The 18,589-nt window shown below is 66.1% G+C and carries 20 protein-coding genes and 1 tRNA gene; 6 read left to right on the top strand and 15 right to left on the bottom strand.

Translation table 11 applies throughout. The features are described 5' to 3' along the window. Window positions 1-270 precede the first annotated feature (270 nt). Entirely contained in the window at window positions 271-1,035 is a 765-nt protein-coding gene (locus tag LPN03_RS18285) for a YaaA family protein (RefSeq protein ID WP_262455415.1), read from the top strand. 51 nt (window positions 1,036-1,086) lie between these two features. On the opposite strand, the gene LPN03_RS18280 is transcribed toward LPN03_RS18285, so the two are convergent. The 3 genes from LPN03_RS18280 to LPN03_RS18270 all read right to left on the bottom strand — a co-directional run bounded on the left by LPN03_RS18280 (window position 1,087) and on the right by LPN03_RS18270 (window position 3,211). Next, entirely contained in the window at window positions 1,087-1,548 is a 462-nt protein-coding gene (locus tag LPN03_RS18280) for a VOC family protein (RefSeq protein ID WP_262455414.1), read from the bottom strand. Between the two features lie 32 nt (window positions 1,549-1,580). Next, window positions 1,581-2,318 (bottom strand): zinc ribbon domain-containing protein, encoded by a 738-nt coding sequence (locus LPN03_RS18275; protein ID WP_262455413.1) that lies wholly within the window; start codon window positions 2,316-2,318, stop codon window positions 1,581-1,583. Window positions 2,319-2,380: 62 nt separating this feature from the next. Beyond that, window positions 2,381-3,211, bottom strand: a complete 831-nt coding sequence (locus LPN03_RS18270) for a Nif3-like dinuclear metal center hexameric protein (RefSeq protein WP_240902044.1) — start codon at window positions 3,209-3,211, stop codon at window positions 2,381-2,383. A 351-nt stretch (window positions 3,212-3,562) separates the two neighbouring features. Here LPN03_RS18270 and msrA point away from each other — a divergent pair, with 351 nt between their 5' ends. The 3 genes from msrA (at window position 3,563) to epsC (ending at window position 5,741) form a co-directional block, all read left to right on the top strand. Then, the gene (msrA, locus tag LPN03_RS18265; protein WP_262455412.1) at window positions 3,563-4,087 is read left to right on the top strand and encodes a peptide-methionine (S)-S-oxide reductase MsrA; all 525 of its coding nucleotides are present in this window, start codon (window positions 3,563-3,565) and stop codon (window positions 4,085-4,087) included. 109 nt (window positions 4,088-4,196) lie between these two features. After that, window positions 4,197-5,132 carry a cysteine synthase A gene (cysK, locus tag LPN03_RS18260; RefSeq protein WP_165182368.1) on the top strand — a complete coding sequence of 312 codons (936 nt, stop codon included), beginning with the start codon at window positions 4,197-4,199 and terminating at the stop codon, window positions 5,130-5,132. Between the two features lie 21 nt (window positions 5,133-5,153). Further along, on the top strand, window positions 5,154-5,741 hold the full coding sequence (gene epsC / locus LPN03_RS18255; RefSeq protein WP_165182369.1) for a serine O-acetyltransferase EpsC: 588 nt from the start codon (window positions 5,154-5,156) through the stop codon (window positions 5,739-5,741). Between the two features lie 59 nt (window positions 5,742-5,800). On the opposite strand, the gene LPN03_RS18250 is transcribed toward epsC, so the two are convergent. Further along, window positions 5,801-6,097 carry a helix-turn-helix transcriptional regulator gene (locus LPN03_RS18250; protein ID WP_262455410.1) on the bottom strand — a complete coding sequence of 99 codons (297 nt, stop codon included), beginning with the start codon at window positions 6,095-6,097 and terminating at the stop codon, window positions 5,801-5,803. Between the two features lie 61 nt (window positions 6,098-6,158). Between LPN03_RS18250 and map the strand changes: the two genes are divergently transcribed. Next, window positions 6,159-6,932, top strand: a complete 774-nt coding sequence (map, locus tag LPN03_RS18245) for a type I methionyl aminopeptidase (protein ID WP_262455409.1) — start codon at window positions 6,159-6,161, stop codon at window positions 6,930-6,932. A 129-nt stretch (window positions 6,933-7,061) separates the two neighbouring features. Here the strand turns inward: map and gndA are convergent, their stop codons facing one another. The 4 genes from gndA to LPN03_RS18225 form a co-directional block, all read right to left on the bottom strand. Next, window positions 7,062-8,498, bottom strand: coding sequence for an NADP-dependent phosphogluconate dehydrogenase (gndA, locus tag LPN03_RS18240; protein ID WP_262455408.1), 1,437 nt, complete (start codon window positions 8,496-8,498; stop codon window positions 7,062-7,064). A 189-nt stretch (window positions 8,499-8,687) separates the two neighbouring features. Then, window positions 8,688-9,743, bottom strand: coding sequence for an L-idonate 5-dehydrogenase (locus LPN03_RS18235; RefSeq protein WP_262455407.1), 1,056 nt, complete (start codon window positions 9,741-9,743; stop codon window positions 8,688-8,690). 12 nt (window positions 9,744-9,755) lie between these two features. Further along, window positions 9,756-10,526, bottom strand: a complete 771-nt coding sequence (locus tag LPN03_RS18230) for an SDR family oxidoreductase (protein ID WP_262455406.1) — start codon at window positions 10,524-10,526, stop codon at window positions 9,756-9,758. 64 nt (window positions 10,527-10,590) lie between these two features. Next, window positions 10,591-11,511, bottom strand: coding sequence for an NAD(P)-dependent oxidoreductase (locus tag LPN03_RS18225; protein WP_262455405.1), 921 nt, complete (start codon window positions 11,509-11,511; stop codon window positions 10,591-10,593). Between the two features lie 94 nt (window positions 11,512-11,605). Here LPN03_RS18225 and LPN03_RS18220 point away from each other — a divergent pair, with 94 nt between their 5' ends. Further along, complete coding sequence (locus tag LPN03_RS18220; RefSeq protein ID WP_262455404.1) at window positions 11,606-12,670, top strand: D-2-hydroxyacid dehydrogenase; 1,065 nt, start codon at window positions 11,606-11,608, stop codon at window positions 12,668-12,670. 222 nt (window positions 12,671-12,892) lie between these two features. On the opposite strand, the gene LPN03_RS18215 is transcribed toward LPN03_RS18220, so the two are convergent. From LPN03_RS18215 to LPN03_RS18185, 7 genes are all read right to left on the bottom strand, one after another. Beyond that, complete coding sequence (locus LPN03_RS18215; protein WP_316255855.1) at window positions 12,893-14,248, bottom strand: MFS transporter; 1,356 nt, start codon at window positions 14,246-14,248, stop codon at window positions 12,893-12,895. Window positions 14,249-14,403: 155 nt separating this feature from the next. Further along, window positions 14,404-15,222 (bottom strand): IclR family transcriptional regulator, encoded by an 819-nt coding sequence (locus LPN03_RS18210; protein WP_262455403.1) that lies wholly within the window; start codon window positions 15,220-15,222, stop codon window positions 14,404-14,406. Window positions 15,223-15,670: 448 nt separating this feature from the next. After that, window positions 15,671-15,961, bottom strand: coding sequence for a hypothetical protein (locus LPN03_RS18205; protein ID WP_262455402.1), 291 nt, complete (start codon window positions 15,959-15,961; stop codon window positions 15,671-15,673). A 142-nt stretch (window positions 15,962-16,103) separates the two neighbouring features. After that, a tRNA-Val gene (locus LPN03_RS18200) sits at window positions 16,104-16,179 on the bottom strand. 74 nt (window positions 16,180-16,253) lie between these two features. Next, complete coding sequence (locus tag LPN03_RS18195; RefSeq protein ID WP_410468619.1) at window positions 16,254-17,207, bottom strand: Sir2 family NAD-dependent protein deacetylase; 954 nt, start codon at window positions 17,205-17,207, stop codon at window positions 16,254-16,256. Window positions 17,208-17,273: 66 nt separating this feature from the next. Further along, window positions 17,274-17,750, bottom strand: coding sequence for a peroxiredoxin (locus tag LPN03_RS18190; protein WP_262455401.1), 477 nt, complete (start codon window positions 17,748-17,750; stop codon window positions 17,274-17,276). Further along, entirely contained in the window at window positions 17,750-18,169 is a 420-nt protein-coding gene (locus tag LPN03_RS18185; RefSeq protein ID WP_165182380.1) for a DUF3052 domain-containing protein, read from the bottom strand. Before LPN03_RS18185 ends, LPN03_RS18190 begins: the two co-directional genes overlap by 1 nt. Between the last annotated feature and the right edge of the window lie 420 nt (window positions 18,170-18,589).

The following is an 18,589-nucleotide window of genomic DNA, read 5'->3' as shown; positions in this document are numbered from 1 at the left end:
GGTGTTGCCAGCGAAACATCCACGTTAAGTGCCTGTTCGAGGATGTGTTGAGGGGTGCCACTCGGCCAAGGGCCGCTGAAAGGCAGCCTGCCGAGTCTCCGCGAACCGGCAGTTAACGGGGGTGTTGCGGCGAAACATCCACGTTAAGTGCCTGTTCGAGGATGTGTTGGGGGTGTTCCGGCGAAACATCCACGTTATGTGCCCGTTCGGCGAGGGGCTGGGGGCAGGCGCCGGAATGGGTGCAGGCGCGGAAGCCGGTAAGCTCACAAGGTGTTGATTTTACTGCCCCCGTCTGAAGGCAAGACCCCCGCCAAGTCCGGCCCGCCCGTCGATTTGGCACAACTGCATTTCACGGATTTGACGGCGGCGCGCCAGGAAGTTGCCGGGGCCCTGGCCCAGGTTTCGGCCCGTGACGATGCCCTGTCCCACCTGGGTGTCGGCGCCTCGCTGGCCCATGAAGTGCTCCGCAACACGCGGCTCGAACAGGAGCCGGCAGCCCCCGCCCACAGCGTGTACACCGGCGTCCTCTACGACGCCCTCGGCTACCACCGCATGACCCCAACTCAAAAGCGCAAGGCCGACGCCGGCGTCGTGGTGGTCTCGGGGCTCTGGGGTGCGGTGGGCTTTGCGGACAGGATTCCCGCCTACCGCCTGTCCATGTCTGCCGGGCTCCCGGGCCTGGGCAGGCTGGCCAGCTACTGGAAGCCACGTCTCGGGGCCGCCCTGGAAGCGCACGCGGAAGGACACTTGCTGGTGGATTGCCGTTCCAGCACCTACGCGGCGGCCTGGACGCCGGCGGCCGGGCGGACCGTGTCGGTCAATGTGTTTACCGAACGTGACGGCACCCGAAAGGTGGTCTCACACTTTGCCAAGCACACCCGCGGCGAACTGGCACGCCACCTGCTCACGCGCCGGGGCAAGGCGCCCGAAACACCCGCCCAGCTGGCCCGCGCGGCCGCCGAAAAGTGGGTGGTGGAGCTGGTCCCCGGCACGCTGCGCAAGCACCACACGCTGAACATCATCCTGGCGGACTAACAGCCGGGCAGGCCCGTGCACCATGCACCGCCAGTCCGGCACAGGCACAAACTACGCCTCCGAACCGGCCACCAGCTCCACTTCGAAGCCGTCGGCATTCTCCAAATACGCCGCCCAGTGCCCCGAGCCGCCCGCGTACGGATGCCTGTCGGGAAACATCAGCGCCCAGCCATGTCCCAGGGCAGCCGCGGCAAGGGTCTCAACGGCCGACGCCGGCCCGGCAGCGAAGGCGAGATGGTTCAGTCCGGCGTGCTGCCGTTCATGAGGCCCTGAGACGTCCGGCCCGGCTTCCAGCACGATGTATTCGCCGGCACCTTGCCAGCTGCCGCCATGGCCCCATTCGGATTCCAGGGTGTAGCCCAGGCGGTCCAGAAGCCAGCCGAGGCTTGACTTTGCACGGAGGTAGTCCTGCACCCAAATTTCAACGTGGTGAAGGCGTCCGCGTGACGGCGGAGAGGTTTCGGCAGGCCCCACCACCGCGGCAGGATCAACCACCGGGGCAGGATCAACCACCGGGGCAGGCTCAACCACCGGGACAGGACCGCCTATGTCCATTCCGGCGAGCGGACCAGGATGGCGCCGGAGTCCGGGCAGAAGACCACGTCGTCCGGGGCGGAACCCAAAATCTCGCTCAAGTCGCCAGGACTGAGCTGCATGCCGGATCCTTCCGACGTTCCATGGAACAGCCTGGCTGCGCCGACGCCGTATTTGGCCAGCGTGCGATCGTAAATGGCCAGCAGCGCCGGGTCAAAGGTGGCGGCCAGTTCGGCACGTTCGGCCGCCGTGGAATCGCGTTCCATGCGCAGGCCGCCGAGCTTGCTGCGGATCTCCCCGACCACTTCATCCAGCACGGCCTGCATTTTTTCCACCAATGCCCGCTGCGCGCCCTGGCGTCCGGTGGCGTCTTCCAGCGCCTCCATGGCTTCAAGCTCCGCATCCTCCAGGACTCCGCGACGCTTGCCCAGGGATTCGATTTCATTTTGCAGCGCCATCAGGTCCTTGGATAGCCCCGTGCCGCTGTTGAGCTGGAGATCATCCTTGGCGATGCGCGCCGTGACCAGCGCCACGTCTTCCTCCGACTTGGCGAGCGTGCGCTCCAGGTCGTGGACCTCGGTGTCCAGCACCACAAGGTCGCTCTTGGCCGTGGTGACGCCCGCGTGCAGGTCCGGAAGGCGCGGATCCTCCTTCAACGCCTTCGCCTGGACGTCCAGGGCGCGCAATTTGCCGTCCAGGACCTGGATGTCGAGCAAGCGCAGTTGTTCCGCCGGTGCTGCCTTGGCCATGAAAGTTCCTCCTGCTAAATGCCAATAAGGTCAATGATGTGCTGAAAAGCGTAGCGGCCCGGCTAGTTCCCGGGAGTCAAAATGAAATCCCACGGATCCGTGTTTGTCTGGCTGACGGCAAGTTCGGCCGCATAGCCCTGGTCGGCGAGCACATTCGCCAAGGCGCTGGCGGCGGCGGGCAGCCACAGCCATTCGCTGGCAAAGTGCGAAAGGTCCACCAGGTACGGCCTGCCGTCGGGGCTGGCCTCCCGGACCTCCGACGCCGGATGATGGCGCAGGTCCGCGGTGACAAAGACATCGGCATCGCTGGCCCGGACGGCGTCGAACAGGCTGTCCCCGGCACCGCCGCACACTGCCACCTTGCGCACCAATGCGTCGCGGTCGCCGGCCACCCGCACCCCGCCGGCCACTGAGGGCAGGGTCAGGAAGATGCGGGCCGCGAGCTCGCCCAGCTTTTCGGCCCCAGGCAGCAGGCCGACCCGGCCGATGCCCTCCTCCACGAGTCCGTGCGCGGCAGGCATCAGCGGGACGGCGTCAACCAGTCCCAGAGCATCCGCCAGGACGTCCGACACCCCGCCCACGGCACTGTCGCCGTTGGTGTGGACTGTCAGCAGCGCACAGCCGCCCTCGATCAGGCGGTGCACCGCCCGCCCCTTGCCGGAGGTTGCCGCCACTGAATTGACCCCCTTGAGCAGCAGCGGGTGGTGGGTGATGAGCAGCTTGGCGCCCCATTCCAGGGCTTCGTCAATAACATCCAGCGTGGGGTCAACTGCAAACATGATCCGGTCCACCTCGGCTTCCGGGCGTCCCGTCACCAGCCCCACCCGGTCCCAGTCCTCAGCGAGGGACTCCGGCCACAGCTCCTCCACGGCGAGCAGCACCTCCGAGAGCATGGGGGTCTGAAGATCCCCTTCCTCCTCCGGCGTCGGGAAACTTTCCGCTCCCGCCACGGGTGCGGCCAGGCTTTCCGCCGCGGACGACGCCGGCGCCACAGCAGGCGGTTCCGGCACCGACACGGTGGCTTCCGCTTCGGCAACCGCCAAGTCCGGCTCCGCCGCGGGCCCCGCGTGTTCCTCCCCGGCCGGCGCTTCGGTTCCCTCCATGTCGGTGCCGGGGGCACGGTGGCGGGAAGCGGCGTCGGGCGTGGGATCTGTTGGTTCCATGCTCATCGTTCCAGCTTAGTCGGGTGTGGGCCACGCAACGTTACGGGAATCAAATGGCACCATGGCGGCTTATAAAGGGATGTGAAGACCTATGTATTGGGCGGCGGGTGCTTTTGGTGCCTGGATGCCGTCTACCAGATGACAAACGGTGTGAAATCAGTGGTGTCCGGGTACACCGGCGGGGCCGTGCAATACCCCAGCTACGAGCAGGTTTGCTCGGGAATGACAGGGCACGCGGAGGTGGTGGCCGTAACGTTTGACGAGGACATCATCCCGGCGGACGTCATCCTGGACATGTTTTTTGCCCAACACGACCCGACCACGCTGAACCGCCAGGGCTACGACACCGGGACCCAGTACAGGTCCTCGATGTTTTACGCCACCACGGAGGACGAAGCGGCCTTCCGTGCAGCGATCGTGCGCAACCAGCCAAACTGGCGCGACCCCATCGTGACCTCGCTGGAGCCCCTGGGCACCGTTTACGAGGCAACGGCGGAGCACCAGGACTTTTACGCCCGCCGGCCCGAAGTGGGCTACTGCCAGGTCATTATCAACCCGAAGATCGCAAAGGTGAGAAAACATTACGCCCAGTGGCTCACGGCGTAGAAAGTGGCCGCCCGCGGTCGATACGCTGGCGCTTTAGCACTCTTGCGGGCAGGCGGAACCGTCCGGCCCCGGCACGGCACACCCTCCAATATTGAGAACAGGAACACCCATGGGACGTATTTACGACAATGTCACGCAACTGGTTGGCGGCACCCCCCTGGTGCGGCTGAACCGGCTGACCGAGGGGCTCAACGCCACCATCGCCGTAAAGCTCGAGTTCTACAACCCCGCCAACAGCGTCAAGGACCGCATTGGCGTGGCCATCATTGACGCTGCCGAGGCCTCCGGGGAATTGCGCCCGGGCGGAACAATCGTTGAAGGAACCTCAGGCAACACCGGAATTGCCCTGGCCATGGTGGGCGCGGCCCGCGGCTACAAGGTGATCCTGACCATGCCGGAGACCATGTCCACCGAGCGCCGCGTCATGCTGCGCGCATACGGTGCCGAGATTGTGCTGACACCGGGCTCGGAGGGCATGCGCGGAGCCGTGGAAAAGGCCAAGGAAATCGTCGCCAACACTCCGAATTCCATCTGGGCCCAGCAGTTCGCCAATCCCGCCAATGTCGAAATCCACCGGACCACCACGGGTGAGGAAATCTGGGAAGACACCAACGGCGCCATTGACATCCTGGTGGCCGGCATCGGCACCGGCGGCACCATCACAGGCGCCGGCCGCCTGCTGCGCAGCCGCAAGCCAGGCGTGAAGATTGTGGCCGTGGAGCCCAAGGACTCCGCCATCCTCAACGGCGGGGCACCCGGTCCGCACAAGATCCAGGGCCTCGGGGCGAACTTCATCCCGGAAATTCTGGACCAGGACATCTACGACGAGGTGCTCGACGCCACATTGGAAGACTCCGTCTCCGTGGCCCGCGCCCTGGGCAACCAGGAGGGAATCCTGGGCGGCATCTCCGCCGGCGCGGCAGTCTGGGGTGCCCTCGAGCTGGCAAAGCGGGAAGAAAACGCCGGTAAGCTGATTGTTGCCGTGGTCCCGGACTTTGGCGAGCGCTACATTTCCACCATTCTCTACGACGACATCCGCGGCTGAAAAGCGAACTGAAGGACTTCTGTGGGTTTTTTCGCCAGGTTACGTGAGGACCTCGAGGCCGCCCGGTCACATGACCCGGCGGCCCGCGGTTCCGCGGAGAACTTCTTTGTCTATTCCGGGCTGCACGCCATTTGGGTGCATCGCCTCACGCACAGGATGTGGGCCAACCCGCAGCTGCGTTTCCCGGCGCGGGCGCTGTCACAGCTGGCACGCTTTGCCACGGGCATTGAAATCCACCCGGGCGCCACGATCGGCAAGCGGTTCTTCATTGACCACGGCATGGGGGTGGTCATTGGCGAGACCGCCGAAATCGGGGACGACGTCATGATCTACCACGGCGTCACGCTGGGCGGGCGTTCACTGGCGAAGGTCAAGCGCCACCCCACCATCGGCAACCGGGTCACCATCGGTGCCGGCGCCAAGGTGCTCGGCCCGATCCACATCGGCGACGACTCCGCCATTGGTGCAAACGCGGTGGTGGTCAAGGACGCCCCGGCAAATTCCATCATCACCGGCATCCCCGCAACGTGGCGGCACCGCGACTCCAAGAAGGAGATGGCGCCCGCCGTGGACCCGGCCGAGTACATAGACCCGGCCATGTGGATCTAGGCCTCCAGTCCGCGGAGGCCAAGTCCGGGGAGCCCAAGGCCGCAAGCATCCGGCCCGGCTCAGGAAGCCTGGCGGGACCGCTCCCCCTCAGCGCCCGCATTGCCTATTCCAGGTCCGTCGTAGACGGTCCCCCAAACATTGTCCAGGGACAGCCCCAGAACCATGGCCAGCATCGCCACCGTGGAGAACGACGGCGTTGGCACCCTGCCGCTTTCAATCTTCCGCAATGTCTCGGGCGAAATGCCGGCAGCCAGCGCAACGTCAAGCATGGGCCTGCCGCCGCGCGCCCGCCGCAGCAGCTCGCCAAGCAACTTGCCGCGCATGACTTCTTCCGGGGACAGGGGTAAACGGACCATGGATCCATCATAGCGGTATAGTATTACCGGTATTGTTATTGGAAACCTGGAAGGACAGCCCGTGATTGAAATCCTCACCCCGGCAGAGCTGGCCCGCGCCAGTGCAACCGGGCAGTTTGTTGGCCGCGTGCTGCATACCCTCCAGGAGCGGACGGCGGTCGGCACCAATCTCTTGGAGATCAATGACTGGGCCGCGGAAATGATTGCCGCGGCAGGCGCCACATCCTGCTATGTCGACTACGCCCCGTCGTTCGGCCGGGGGCCCTTCGGGCACGTCATCTGCACCTCGGTCAACGATGCCGTGCTGCACGGGCTGCCCCACGACTACGCACTGTGCAACGGAGACCTGCTGACACTCGACTTTGCCGTGTCCCTGGGCGGCATCGTCGCGGACGCGGCGGTGAGCTTCATCGTCGGCACGCCGCTCGGCACCGAGGACCAGCGCATGATTGACACAACACGGGCCGCCCTGGCAGCCGGAATTGAAGCCGCCCGGCCCGGAGCACGCATCGGGGACATTTCCCATGCTGTGGGCGGCGTCCTGTCCTCGGCGGGATACAGCGTCAACACCGAGTTTGGCGGGCACGGGGTTGGATCCACCATGCACCAGGATCCGCACATCCCCAACAACGGCCGGGCAGGGCGCGGATATATCCTGCAACCCGGCCTGCTCCTGGCCATAGAACCGTGGCTCATGGCCGACACTGCCGAACTTGTCATGGACCCTGACGGCTGGACCCTGCGCAGCGCCACGGGCGCACGCACTGCCCACACCGAACACACCGTCGCCATCACGGAGGCAGGACCGGAAGTTCTCACCGCCTGGCGGGGCTGAGCACTTCCGGGAGGCCAAGGTACGCCGGCCCGCACGGTTGCCGGCGTCGTTCCTGCCCTTGAACAACCTGGTGAAACAACTGTGGCGCAGCCGCTGCCAAAGGCAACCGCTGCGCCACGAGCTCGCGGGTCAGTGCGTGTCGACGGCGCTGACTTCGCTCTTGTCCCCACTCCACTGCGTGTGGAAGGTGCCTTCAACGTCAACACGGTTGTAGGTGTGGGCGCCGAAGAGGTCGCGCAGGCCCTGGGTCAGGGCGGCCGGCAGGCGCTTGCGGCGCAGGCCGTCGTAGTAGGCCAGCGAGGAGGAGAACACCGGCACGGGAATGCCCAGCTGGACTGCGGTGGAGACCACGCGGCGCCAGGCGGGGAGAACCTCGGCGATTTCCGCAGCAAACGCCGGGGCGAAGAGCAGGTTCGCGGGCTTTTCCTCGGCGGCGTAGGCCTTGGTGATGTCCTTGAGCAGTTCGGCGCGGATGATGCAGCCGCCGCGCCACAGGGACGCGATTTCATCCAGCTTCAAGTCCCAGTTGTACTCGCCGGCGGCGGAGGTGAGCATGTCGATCCCCTGCGCGTAGCTGATGAGCTTGGACGCGTACAGCGCCTGGCGGACATCCTCGACAAAGTCGGAACCCAGTTCCACGGTGCCTTCGTGCCCGGCCAGGACGTCCTGGGCAATGGCACGCTGGCCGCGCTGTGAGGAGAGCCCGCGGGCAAACACGGACTCGGCAATGGCCGACGTCGGCGAGCCCAGGTCCAGGGCGGACTGGACCGTCCAGCGGCCCGTGCCCTTCTGCCCGGCGGAGTCCACGATCACGTCAACCAGCGGCTTGCCGGTCTTGGCGTCCACATGGCCGAGGACTTCAGCGGTGATCTCGATGAGGAAGGAGGCCAGCTGGCCCTCGTTCCACTTGGCAAAAATGGCGGACTGCTCGGCGGGCTCGATTCCTGCCGCGCTGCGCAGCAGGTCGTAGGCTTCGCCGATGACCTGCATGTCGGCATATTCGATCCCGTTGTGGACCATCTTGACAAAGTGCCCGGCGCCGTCGGTGCCGATCCAGGCGCAGCAGGGTTCGCCGTCGACCTTGGCGGAAATCTTTTCCAGCAGCGGGCCGAGGGCGTCGTAGGACTCCTTGGAACCGCCCGGCATGATGGAGGGGCCCAGCAGTGCGCCCTCCTCGCCGCCGGAGACGCCCACGCCCACGAAGTGGAGTTCCTTCTTGGCCAGGTCGGCTTCGCGGCGGCGGGTGTCCTGGAAGTTGGAGTTGCCGCCGTCAATGATGATGTCCCCGGCCTCCATGAGCGGGACCAGCTGGTCGATCACGGAGTCGACCGGGGCGCCGGCCTTGACCATGATGAGCACGCGGCGCGGCTTCTCCAGCGACTCGACCAGCTCGGCCAGGGTCTCCGTGCGGACAAAGTCGCCCTCGGCCCCGTGGGCTTCCAAGAGGGCGTCCGTCTTTTCAACGGAGCGGTTGTGCAGGGCCACGGTGTAGCCGTTGCGGGCCAAGTTGCGGGCCAGGTTCGCACCCATCACGGCCAGTCCTGTGACGCCAATCTGTGCAGACATGCAGTCCTCCTCAGTATTTACAAGCGGTTTCCCCCAGCTTATCGGGGCCCGCCGGGGTTCCCCATTCGGGGCGGGCGAATCGTGCCCAATATTGCGCGGACGGAACATGTGTGCAGTTTCCGCCCAACTTGGCTGCCCGACGGCGGCCCGTTCGCTTCAGCTGTCCGAGTTGCTTCAGGCTCCTCAGACTCACGCGCCGAAGTTCAGCAGCACCTTCCCCGACGACGCCGAGTCCCGTGCCATCTCAAATGCCTGCAGGCCCTGCGACAGCGGGAATTCGTGGGTGATGACGGGGTCAGTGACGAGGGAGCCGTCGGCAAGCGCGGCAATGACCTGGTCAATTTCATCGTTGAAGCGGAAGGATCCCACCAGTTCCAGCTCCCGGGTGATGGCCAGGGAGACGGGCACGGGCTGGGGTCCGGATGGCAGCAGGCCCACCATGACCACCCGGCCGCCGCGTGCGGCGCCGTTGATGGCCGAGGCCAGGCCGAAGCGGTTGCCCGAGGACTCAATGACGACGTCGGCCTCCACGGACGCGATGGCCGCTTCGTCGTCGCCCTTCAGCACGGTATCCGCACCGACAGTGGAAGCAATGGCCAGCGGTTTGTCAAACATGTCGACGGCGGTGATGTGGGCGGCGCCGGCACGCTTGAGGACGGCGACGGCCAGGGTGCCGATGGGCCCGGCGCCCACCACGAGCGCCCGTTTCCCCTTCACGTCTCCCGCCCGGGAGACGGCGTGCCAGGCAACGCTGGCCGGTTCGACGACGGCGGCCCGCCGGAGTGGCAGTTCCGGCGGGAGCGGCCTGAGCATCCTGGCGGGCAGGTTGGCGTAGCGCAGGAAGGCGCCGTCCGTGTGGGGGTGTCGGGCGGCGCTGCCCAGGTACGTGCAGCCCGGGGACAGGTTGGGCCGGTCCGCCGGGTAGCGCGCGGCACCCGGTCCGGGGGTGGCCGGGTGGACGGCAACGGGCGTGCCGGCAGCCGGACCCGTGCCGTCCGCGGCGGCCCGGGCCACAATGCCCACCACCTCGTGGCCCAGCACCAGGGGGTCCCTGAGGATGGACTCCCCGGCAGCACCGTGCAGCCAGTAGTGGAGGTCGGAACCGCAGATGCCGCCGTAGGCAATCTCGACGACGGCCTCCCCGGGTGCCGGCTGCTTCAACGGGACGTCCTCGATGCGGAGATCGTCCTTGCCGTGGGCCACCACGGCGGGGGCGGTGGCGGGGAGTTCAAGAGCTTCGGTCATGGCGTTCCCTTTCTAGACAACAACGGTCATGCCGCCATCAATGAAGATGGTCTGGCCGTTGACAAAATTTGATCCTTCCGAGGCCAGCCAGACGGCCGGTCCCACCAGGTCCTGCACTGTCCCCCACCGGTTGGCCGGGGTGCGGCCCAGGATCCAGGCATTGAACTTCTCGTCGTCCACCAGGTTTTGGGTCATTTCGGTGTGGATGTAGCCGGGCGCAATGCCATTGATTTGCAGCCCTCCGGACGCCCATTCGGCGGTCATGGCGCGGGTCAGGTTGCGCAGCCCGCCTTTGGCTGCGGTGTAGGCGGCGATGGTGGGCCGGGCGAGGTCCGTCTGCACGGAGCAGATGTTGATGATCTTGCCGCGGCCCCGGGACAGCATGCCGCGGGCTGCCTCCCGGCCCACCAGGAAGGCGCTGGTCAGGTCGGTGGTGAGGACCCGGTCCCAGTCCTTCACGTCCAGGTCAAGGAGCGGCACCCGGTGCTGGATGCCGGCATTGTTGACGAGAATCGCCAGCGGCCCCACGTTGGCCTCAATCCAGGTGACGCCGGCCGCTGCGGCGGTGTCACTGGTGACGTCGAAGGCCCGGGAACGAATCCGGCCTGGCGCAAAGTCAGCCGCCATGGCCGCCTCCGCAGCGGCAAGGCGTTCCCCGTTGATTCCGTTGAGCACCACGGTTGCGCCGGCTTCGGCCAGCCCGCGGGCCAGCGAGTTGCCGATTCCCCGGCTGGAGCCGGTCACAAGGGCAACCCGGCCGGTCAAGTCAAACATTGCAGTCATGCAGGGGTCCTTTTCGTCGTCACATGCTTCATCAAAAAAATGGGCTGGCGGGGTTGGGCTGCCGTCAGGTGTGCGGTGCCAGCCGGGCGATGCTCTCGCGCACCGCCGCAAGGTCCGCATCCCCCAACCCCTGGTCGATCAGCGTGCCGTACAGCTGGCGCCCGGCCGCAGCCATGGGAACGGCGGACCCGGCAGCGGCGGCACTTTCCAGCACAAAACCCAGGTCCTTGTGCATGAATTTTGCCGGGCCCGTGGGCGCATAGTCCTTGGCCGCGATTCGCGGCCCCACGATGCGCAGCACCTGGCTGCCAGCCAGCCCGCCGGCCAGCACCTCAAAAAGGGCCGGCACGTCCATGCCGGAGCGTTCGGCGAGTTCGGCCGCCTCCGCGAGCGCGGCCGCAGTGGTTCCGACGAGCAGTTGGTTGCAGGCCTTGGCGAGCGATCCCGCACCGAGTTCCCCCAGCCTGCGGACGGTGGCGCCCATGGCCTCCAGTACAGGGAGGATCCGCTGGAAGTCGGCCTCCGCTCCCCCGGCCATGATGGCAAGCGTGCCTTTTTCCGCGCCCACGGTGCCACCGCTGACGGGGGCATCCACCACGGAAGCGTTCCCGCCGCTTGCCTCCTTGACCGTGGCGCCAAAGGCCTGCACGCCCTGCGGGGAAACGCTGCTCATGACCGCGACGACGGTCCCCGGGCTGGGCGGGCTGGCCCGCCAGCTGTTGAGCAGGGCCTCGGCTGCCTCCTCAATGAAGCCGAGGTCCGGGAGCATGAAGATGATGGTTTGGCAGTCGCGCAGGCTCTCGACGGAGGGGGCCGTCGCGGCTCCTTGTGACTTGAGGCTGGCGACGGCGGCCGGTGACCGATTCCAGACGGCCATGGAAATGCCGGCCGCCAGCAGCCGCGCAGCCATGGGGGCGCCCATGTGGCCGAGGCCGGCAAATCCCACGGTGGGCGTGCCCGGCAATAGGACCGCGGAGTGAGTCATGGTGCACCTGTCCTGAGAACTTTGTGGCTTGGCGGGCGTGGCCCGGCGAAAAATCATTACCTTAATGCGTTCAGCATTCTATCCACAATTCAGTATGATGAACACCATGACCCCTGAAAATGTCACCGTTGCGATTGCCGTCCCCCTTGAAGCGGAGCACGTGCAGGCCATCCGCGCCGCGCACCCTTCAGTCACCGTCCTGTACGAACCGGAGCTGCTGCCCCCGGAGCGCTTCCCGGCCGACCACGCCGGCGATCCTGCCTTCGAGAGGACTCCGGAACAGGAAGCCCGCTATTGGGACATGCTGCGCGCGGCAGACGTGCTGTACGGCTTCCCGAACGAAAACGCCGCGGGGCTGGCGGAGATTGCGGCCAGCGGGAAGGTCCAGTGGATTCAGGCCATGGCCGCCGGGGCGGGCGGAGCGGTCAAGGCCGCCGGGCTGTCCAGCGGGCAGCTGCAGCGAATTGCCGTCACCAGCTCAGCCGGAGTGCACGGGCTGACGCTGGCGGAGTTCGCCATGATGGGCGTGCTCAACGGTTTCAAGCGGACTCCGCAGATGGCCGCCGACCAGGCCGCCAAGCATTGGCCGCCATTGCGCACCCCCACTCGCCTGGTGAGCGGCTCCAACGTGGTCATTACCGGGCTGGGCGAGATAGGCGTGGCAACGGCCCGCCTGGCCCGCGCCATGGGCATGAACGTCAGCGGCACGAAGCGATCGGTCGGACCCGTCGACGGCGTGGACGAGGTGACCGACACGGAGGGGCTGCCCGGGCTGCTGGCGAACGCCGACGCCCTCATCAACACACTCCCCGGCACGCCGTACACGGAGAAAATGATCAACGCCGAGGTGTTCGCGGCGATGAAGCCCGGAACGGTGGTGGTCAATGTCGGCCGCGGGACGGTCATTGACGAGGAGGCCCTGCTGGAAGCGCTGGACAACGGCCAGGTCTCCTTCGCCTGCCTGGACGTTTTTGCCGTGGAGCCGCTCCCCCAGGACAGCCCCCTGTGGTCCCACCCGCGCGTGATGGTTTCCCCGCACACCTCGGCCCTGAGCGTTGCGGAGAACCGCCTGATCGCCGAGCGCTTTGCCGACAACCTGGCCCGCTTCCTGTCCGGCGAGCCGCTGCTGCATGTAGTTGATCCCGTGCACTTCTACTGAGCCCGGCGCACCGCACCGCCCGCAAAGAGGGAGGGAGCCTCCGGCCGGAGGCTCCCTCCCTCTTTGTGCGCCCTGGAAATCTGCACTCCGCCTCTGGCAGGCCTCAGGCCCAGGCGGGGCTGCGCGGACAGCAACAGGCGGGCGGCCGCCGTCGTTCGCTTTCCCTAAGCCGGGACACGCAGAAGGCGCCCGCCGGAGCGGGCGCTTTCCGGGATTGCCTGCTCAGGCGTCTTCGGTGAGCATCAGGTCGCGGCCCACCGTTTCAGGGGTGGCGAAGGTGGCCGCAAAGGAGATCCCGGCCAGGACCAGCGAATAGCCGGCCAGCACCATCCACGACTGGTGGGTCAGGCCCAGCAGCAGGGCGCCCACGAACGGGGCGATGCCGCCGGCAAACACGGCCGAGATTTCACGGCTCATGGCCACGCCGGTAAACCGGTGGGTGGAGCCGAACAGTTCGGGCAGCAGGGCGCACTGTGGGCCCAGCATGGACTGCACGCCCAGCGCGATGCCCACGGTCATGACAATCCAGACCAGGGTCACGTTGCCCAGGGAGATCAGGTAGAACGCCGGGAAGGCGAAGAGCAGCTGGAACAGCGCGCCGTAGCGGTACACCTTGACGCGGCCCACGCGGTCGGACAGGGCACCGAACGCGACCACCATGATGGCCGAGAAGCCGGCGGCAATCAGCAGGCCCACGGGGCCGATGAACTTGTCGCCCTCGAAGATGCCGCCCTTGGCCGCCATGAAGCCCACCAGCAGAGTCGAGTAAATGGTGGAGTTGCCATTTTCCCCCATGCGCAAGCCGATGCCGATCAGCACGTTCTTCCGGGAGGTTCGCCACAGCACGCCCAACGGGTTGCGGGTGACGTCCTTGTGCTTCTCCAGTTGCTGGAAGACGGGCGTTTCCTTCAGTTTCAGGCGGATGTAAATGGCGATCGCAATGAGGATGGCGCTGGCCAGGAACGGCACGCGCCACAGCCACCCGGTCAGCACCTCGGGGTGGGCCAGGCCCATGAGGGCGAAGGTGCCGGCGCCGAGCAGGGTGCCCACCTGGATGCCAACGAACGGCAGGGCGGCAAAGAAGCCGCGGCGCCGGCGCGGGGCCACCTCGGAGATCAGGGTGGTGGCGCCGGCCTGCTCGGCCCCGGCCCCGAGCCCCTGGATGATGCGCAGGATCACCAGCAGCACGGCGCCCAGCATGCCGGCCTGGGCGTGGGTGGGCAGCAGCCCAATGCAGAACGACGCCGTTCCCATCAGTCCGATGGTCAGCAGCAGCACCTGCTTGCGGCCGAAGCGGTCCCCGATGTAACCGAAGATCAGGCCGCCGAAGGGGCGGGCGGCAAAGCCGACGCCGTACGTGGCGAAGGAGGCAATCAGGCCCCCCGTGGGGCCAAGCGGGGAAAAGAACAGCGGGCTGAAAATCAGCGCCGAGGCCAGGCCGTAGATGTAGAAGTCGTAGTATTCCAGGGCTGATCCCACGGAGCTGGCCAGGGTGGCACGGCGCAGCTGCTCCGGATCCACCGGGATGGTGTCATTGTCCGCGGCTGCGGCCTGGGCATTTAAAGGCTGTGTAGTCACTGCTTCTCCCTCGAAACTTCCGGGACCACCGTTGGTCCGGACGGGCAACAACGAGCTATGAGCTCGATCACTATGTTGAACAGCGTACATCATGTTGAACACATCGCCAAGGGTGGCAGTTCATCCAGCGGCCATATTGCGGCAGCCCGGCCCGGCTACCCCATGGGATTTCCAAGGGCGCGTGTCAATTCACGCAGTTCGCCCACCATTGCATCGCGCTGCACATCGGAGAAGGTGGCCTTCAACGCGGTCACGGAAACGCCCAGGCTGGGCCCATGGGCGCCGCGGGTTGGCACGGCCATGCCCAGGCACACCACGCCCAAGGTGGATTCCTCGTCTTCGAAGGCATAGCCTTGGGCACGGACTTTTAGGATTTCCGCCTTGAACGCCTTGCCCGTGGCCAGCGACTTGGGGGTCATGGCCGGCAGCTTCAGCGCGTCCGGATAAAGTTGCGCGATGTCGTGGTCGTGCAGCCGCGCCACCAGTGCCTTGCCCACGGCGCAAACGGATACCGGCATCTTGTCCCCGATGTTCGACGTCAGGCGCACTGCCGGGTGCCCTTCATAACGGGCCAGATAGATGACATTGTCGCCGTCGAGCATGGCAATGCGGACCGTCTCGCCCCTGAGCGTTGGCGCCTGCTCGCAAAACCGGTAGAACTCCCTGACTTCATCACGCCGGCTCAAGTAGGCGGCACCGAGTTCCACCAGCTTCACGCCAAGGGCATAGTCGGCCCCCTGCCGGCTGATCAGCTCGGCATCCTCCAGCGCCTGCAGGAGGTTGGAGGTGGACGACTTGGGAATGCCCAGCCCCCGCGCCAGGTCGCTGAGCGTCAGCCGGCCGGATTCCGATTCCGCCAGGGCATTGAGCACGGCGGCCGCCCGTGTCACCGCCGGTGCCGGCGTTGCGTGTGTGCGTGATTCGCCGCCCTTGGCGTGCTCGGCATTAGCCTGCTTGAGCTGGGTGTCGCCCATGAAATCCTCCGTGCTTGGGGGCCGGCAGAGGCGCCGCCAGCCGGTGCGCCACCGCATGCAATGGTTCATTGCAGTGAACACTCTCCATCATACTGGCCCTTGCCAGACGTAGAACGTCCGCTATTGTACAAATCCGGCAGGCAGGGTATATTCTTTTTCAGGTCCTCCACTGTGGCGTCCCCCAATAGCCACAGTGGAGGGCCCTTCCATTTAAGCCTTCAATGCACCGGCGCGGTCCGCAGCCTGTTGCCAGGCGAGCGGACAACCACCGGCGAGGCAGCCCAAAAAAAATTACATCCGGAAATTCTGCGTGTCAGTTTGCATCTGGGCCGGGCACCCTATATATTTTTATTACTGGCTCCTCTCCACAGCGTCCCCCAATAGCTGTGGCGAGGAGCCTTTCAGTTTAAGCCCGGGCTTCGTGCGGCACACAGACGGTCAGGCAGCCTTATGTCCAAGCCCGCAGTTGCCACCCACCACCCATTTGGTCGCGCTCCAGTTCAAGGGTGGCCAGGTCGCTGCGCGGATTGCGCCCCAGGCGCGCCTGGACCCGCCACACCTCAACGTCAATGCGGCCCTGGCCCCGCGGCATCCGGGCCGAGCGCTCCCACCAGTTGATGCGCTCAAACCAGCGCAGGGGTTCCTCCGCCACCAGCCACTGCCGCCCGCCCCGCTCAACGGCCACCGGCTCCCCGGCCGGGGTAGTTTGTACAAGTACGCGCTCAGGAAAGTTCTTCATGGCTGGAACGTTACGGAGGGGGTCCGACATTCAAGGCGACGGGCCGTCCCGCGCCCACGCAACGCGTCCGCCCACACAAACCCGGGCAGCAGAAAACCCCGCCGTTCCGGGCCGTGAGGCCGCGCAATGGCGGGGTTTTTCGTGGTGGGTCCTACCGGGATCGAACCGATGACATCCACGGTGTAAACGTGGCGCTCTACCAGCTGAGCTAAAGACCCAAGGTGCTGTTTCGCCGGCCCACTTTACGCGTGCCGGGCGGACCAACGAGAAACTACTGTACCCGATGCGGCAACTAATGCACCAATCGGCCGGGCAGGGCCTCGGCAAGGTAGGTCAGCGATTCGCTCACACCGGCTTCGAGCTTGCTGCCCGCGAGCTCGTCGCCCCGCGTGGGGCCTCGGTTGATGATGAAGACGTCCTTGCCATCCTTGGCCGCCCTCCTCACAAAGCGCAGGCCGCTCATGACGGTCAGCGAGGAGCCGGCCACCAGCAGGGCCCCCGCCGCATCAAGCATCGCAAAGGAACGCTCCACCCTGTCCTTGGGCACGTTTTCGCCGAAGAACACAAAATCCGGCTTGAGCATGCCCCCGCACAGCGGGCAGCGGGCCACCCGGAAGGATTCAATCAATTGCTCATGGTCCAGGTCGGCATCCGCATCCGGTCCCGCGGCAACACCGCCTGATTGCGCCACCTCCTCCAGAAAACCCGGGTTGAGCTCGGCCAGGACCACGGCTATGAAGGAGCGGGGGTACAGCTCCCCGCACTGCAGGCAGGCTACTGTGTCGAAGCGGCCGTGGAGGTCCACCACATTTTCCGCCCCGGCCGCTTCATGCAGCCGGTCAACATTTTGGGTGATGACCCCGGTCAGCAGTTCGGCCCTGTCCATGGATGCCACGGTAAAATGGCCGATGTTCGGCTCGGCGTGGCGCATGGTGGCCCAGCCAATGTGGTTCCGCGCCCAATAGCGGCGCCGCAGGGCCTCATTGCCCACGAACTCCTGGTACGTGAGCGGGTGGCGGGGTGCGGCGTTGGGGCCCCGGTAGTCGGGAATGCCCGAATCCGTACTGAGGCCGGCCCCCGTGAGCAGGGCAAATTTTCCCGCGCCAAGGACGGCGGCCATTCCGTCGAGGGTTGCCCGCGCGGCCGCGTCCAGGGGCTGGGCCAGCCCCGCCGTGTTTTGCACCAGGCCGGTCAGGCCAATGCCCGGGCGCACCGCGTCCCCGCCGGGAATTTCCGCCTCAGCCACCGCTCCCCCTTGCACGAACACCTGGAAAAACTTCGGAACAATTTTACCAACGCCGGTGCAGGCCGGCTAAAGTGCCGCCAACGCCTGACGGTATCTATCCAGCGGGCGGGCCTGGCCCGTGGGCGTGCTGAAAGCATCGCGCACCACACCTCCGGCGTCAATGACAAAGGTGCTGCGACCGGCCATGCCGCGGTCGTCATCAAAGACGCCGTAGCGCCGTGCCACGTCGCCGTGGGGCCAAAAATCCGCCAGCAGGTCGAAGGTGTAGCCCTCGGCCTGGGCATAGGCCCGCAGCGTGTACTTGCTGTCCACCGAAACGGCCAGCAACCTGACCCCGGCGGCGGCAAACTCCGCGAAGTTGTCCCGCAGCTCGCACAGTTCACCCGTGCAGATGCCGGAAAAGGCAAAGGGATAAAAGACGACGGCGACCGGCCCGCCGCGCAGTGCAACCAGGGACACGGGTTCGCCAAACTGGTTGGACAGCGAGAAGTCCGGAGCCGTGTCCCCGACCCGAACGCCCAAGGGTGCGCCGACGCGGTCCATTACTGGCGCTTGCGCGGAACCAGCCGGGTCGCTGCCCAGTCGGCGGAAACGCCGGCAGTGGTGGTCACATGCAGCCCGGCCGTAGGGGCGGCCTCCTGGATTTCAGCCGGCGGAACGTAGCCGTCGCGGCCGGACTTCGGCGAGAGGATCCACACCACGCCGCCCTCATCCAAGGTGGTCAGGGAATCCACCAGTGCGTCGACCAGGTCGCCGTCGTCCTTGCGCCACCAAAAAATAACGGCGTCAACCACGTCATGGTCGTCCTCATCGAACATCTGTGAACCAATCAGGTCCTCAATGTTGTCCCGAAGCAAAAAATCAACGTCGTCGTCGTATCCGAGTTCCTGGACAAGATCCCCGTCCTTGAACCCCAATTTGCCTGCCACCTTGGCTACAGTGCCGGCGTCGGCCTCGCTCACTTGATTCCTCCTGCGTTCAACGCTTCCGCGTTGGTTTACGTTTTACCTGTCCCAGTCTAGGGGGTGCGCCCATATTGCCTCTACACCGCGCCGCAGATCAGCTTCCGGGTTGCAGCGCCCGACATGGACGTGATTTACATTACGCCGGCCATTCCGGGCTGCAAGCGCTGCCCCCCGCCGCTGCCGGGGGCAGCGCGGCGCCAATCAGCGCGATGTGGGGCTGAAATCCTGTGCTGCCAGCACCATCCCCGGGCCCCTCCCTATCTTTAACGCACGACGGCGGCGCGACCGGCGGTTTCTTCATGGACGGGCTCCGGCTACGCACAAGCCGTTGCGTCGGTCTAGAGTGATTGGTAAACGCCCACGACCACAGTCCTGGGCGCCCACACTGCTTTTAAGAGAGGTTGGACGTGGCTGCAG

It is taken from the genome of Arthrobacter sp. A2-55, assembly GCF_025548615.1.
Taxonomy (GTDB): Bacteria; Actinomycetota; Actinomycetes; order Actinomycetales; family Micrococcaceae; genus Specibacter; species Specibacter silviterrae.
This window is presented reverse-complemented; position numbering and strand designations above follow the sequence as displayed.

Bases quoted from the DNA above. Each gene is read 5' to 3' on its own strand.
- LPN03_RS18275 (WP_262455413.1), bottom strand. From the start codon at position 2,318: ATGGCCAAGGCAGCACCGGCGGAACAACTGCGCTTGCTCGACATCCAG.
- LPN03_RS18270 (WP_240902044.1), bottom strand. From the start codon at position 3,211: ATGCTCTCGGAGGTGCTGCTCGCCGTGGAGGAGCTGTGGCCGGAGTCC.
- cysK (WP_165182368.1), top strand. From the start codon at position 4,197: ATGGGACGTATTTACGACAATGTCACGCAACTGGTTGGCGGCACCCCC.
- LPN03_RS18250 (WP_262455410.1), bottom strand. From the start codon at position 6,097: ATGGTCCGTTTACCCCTGTCCCCGGAAGAAGTCATGCGCGGCAAGTTG.
- gndA (WP_262455408.1), bottom strand. From the start codon at position 8,498: ATGTCTGCACAGATTGGCGTCACAGGACTGGCCGTGATGGGTGCGAAC.
- LPN03_RS18235 (WP_262455407.1), bottom strand. From the start codon at position 9,743: ATGACCGAAGCTCTTGAACTCCCCGCCACCGCCCCCGCCGTGGTGGCC.
- LPN03_RS18230 (WP_262455406.1), bottom strand. From the start codon at position 10,526: ATGACTGCAATGTTTGACTTGACCGGCCGGGTTGCCCTTGTGACCGGC.
- LPN03_RS18225 (WP_262455405.1), bottom strand. From the start codon at position 11,511: ATGACTCACTCCGCGGTCCTATTGCCGGGCACGCCCACCGTGGGATTT.
- LPN03_RS18220 (WP_262455404.1), top strand. From the start codon at position 11,606: ATGATGAACACCATGACCCCTGAAAATGTCACCGTTGCGATTGCCGTC.
- LPN03_RS18210 (WP_262455403.1), bottom strand. From the start codon at position 15,222: ATGGGCGACACCCAGCTCAAGCAGGCTAATGCCGAGCACGCCAAGGGC.
- LPN03_RS18205 (WP_262455402.1), bottom strand. From the start codon at position 15,961: ATGAAGAACTTTCCTGAGCGCGTACTTGTACAAACTACCCCGGCCGGG.
- LPN03_RS18190 (WP_262455401.1), bottom strand. From the start codon at position 17,750: ATGGACCGCGTCGGCGCACCCTTGGGCGTTCGGGTCGGGGACACGGCT.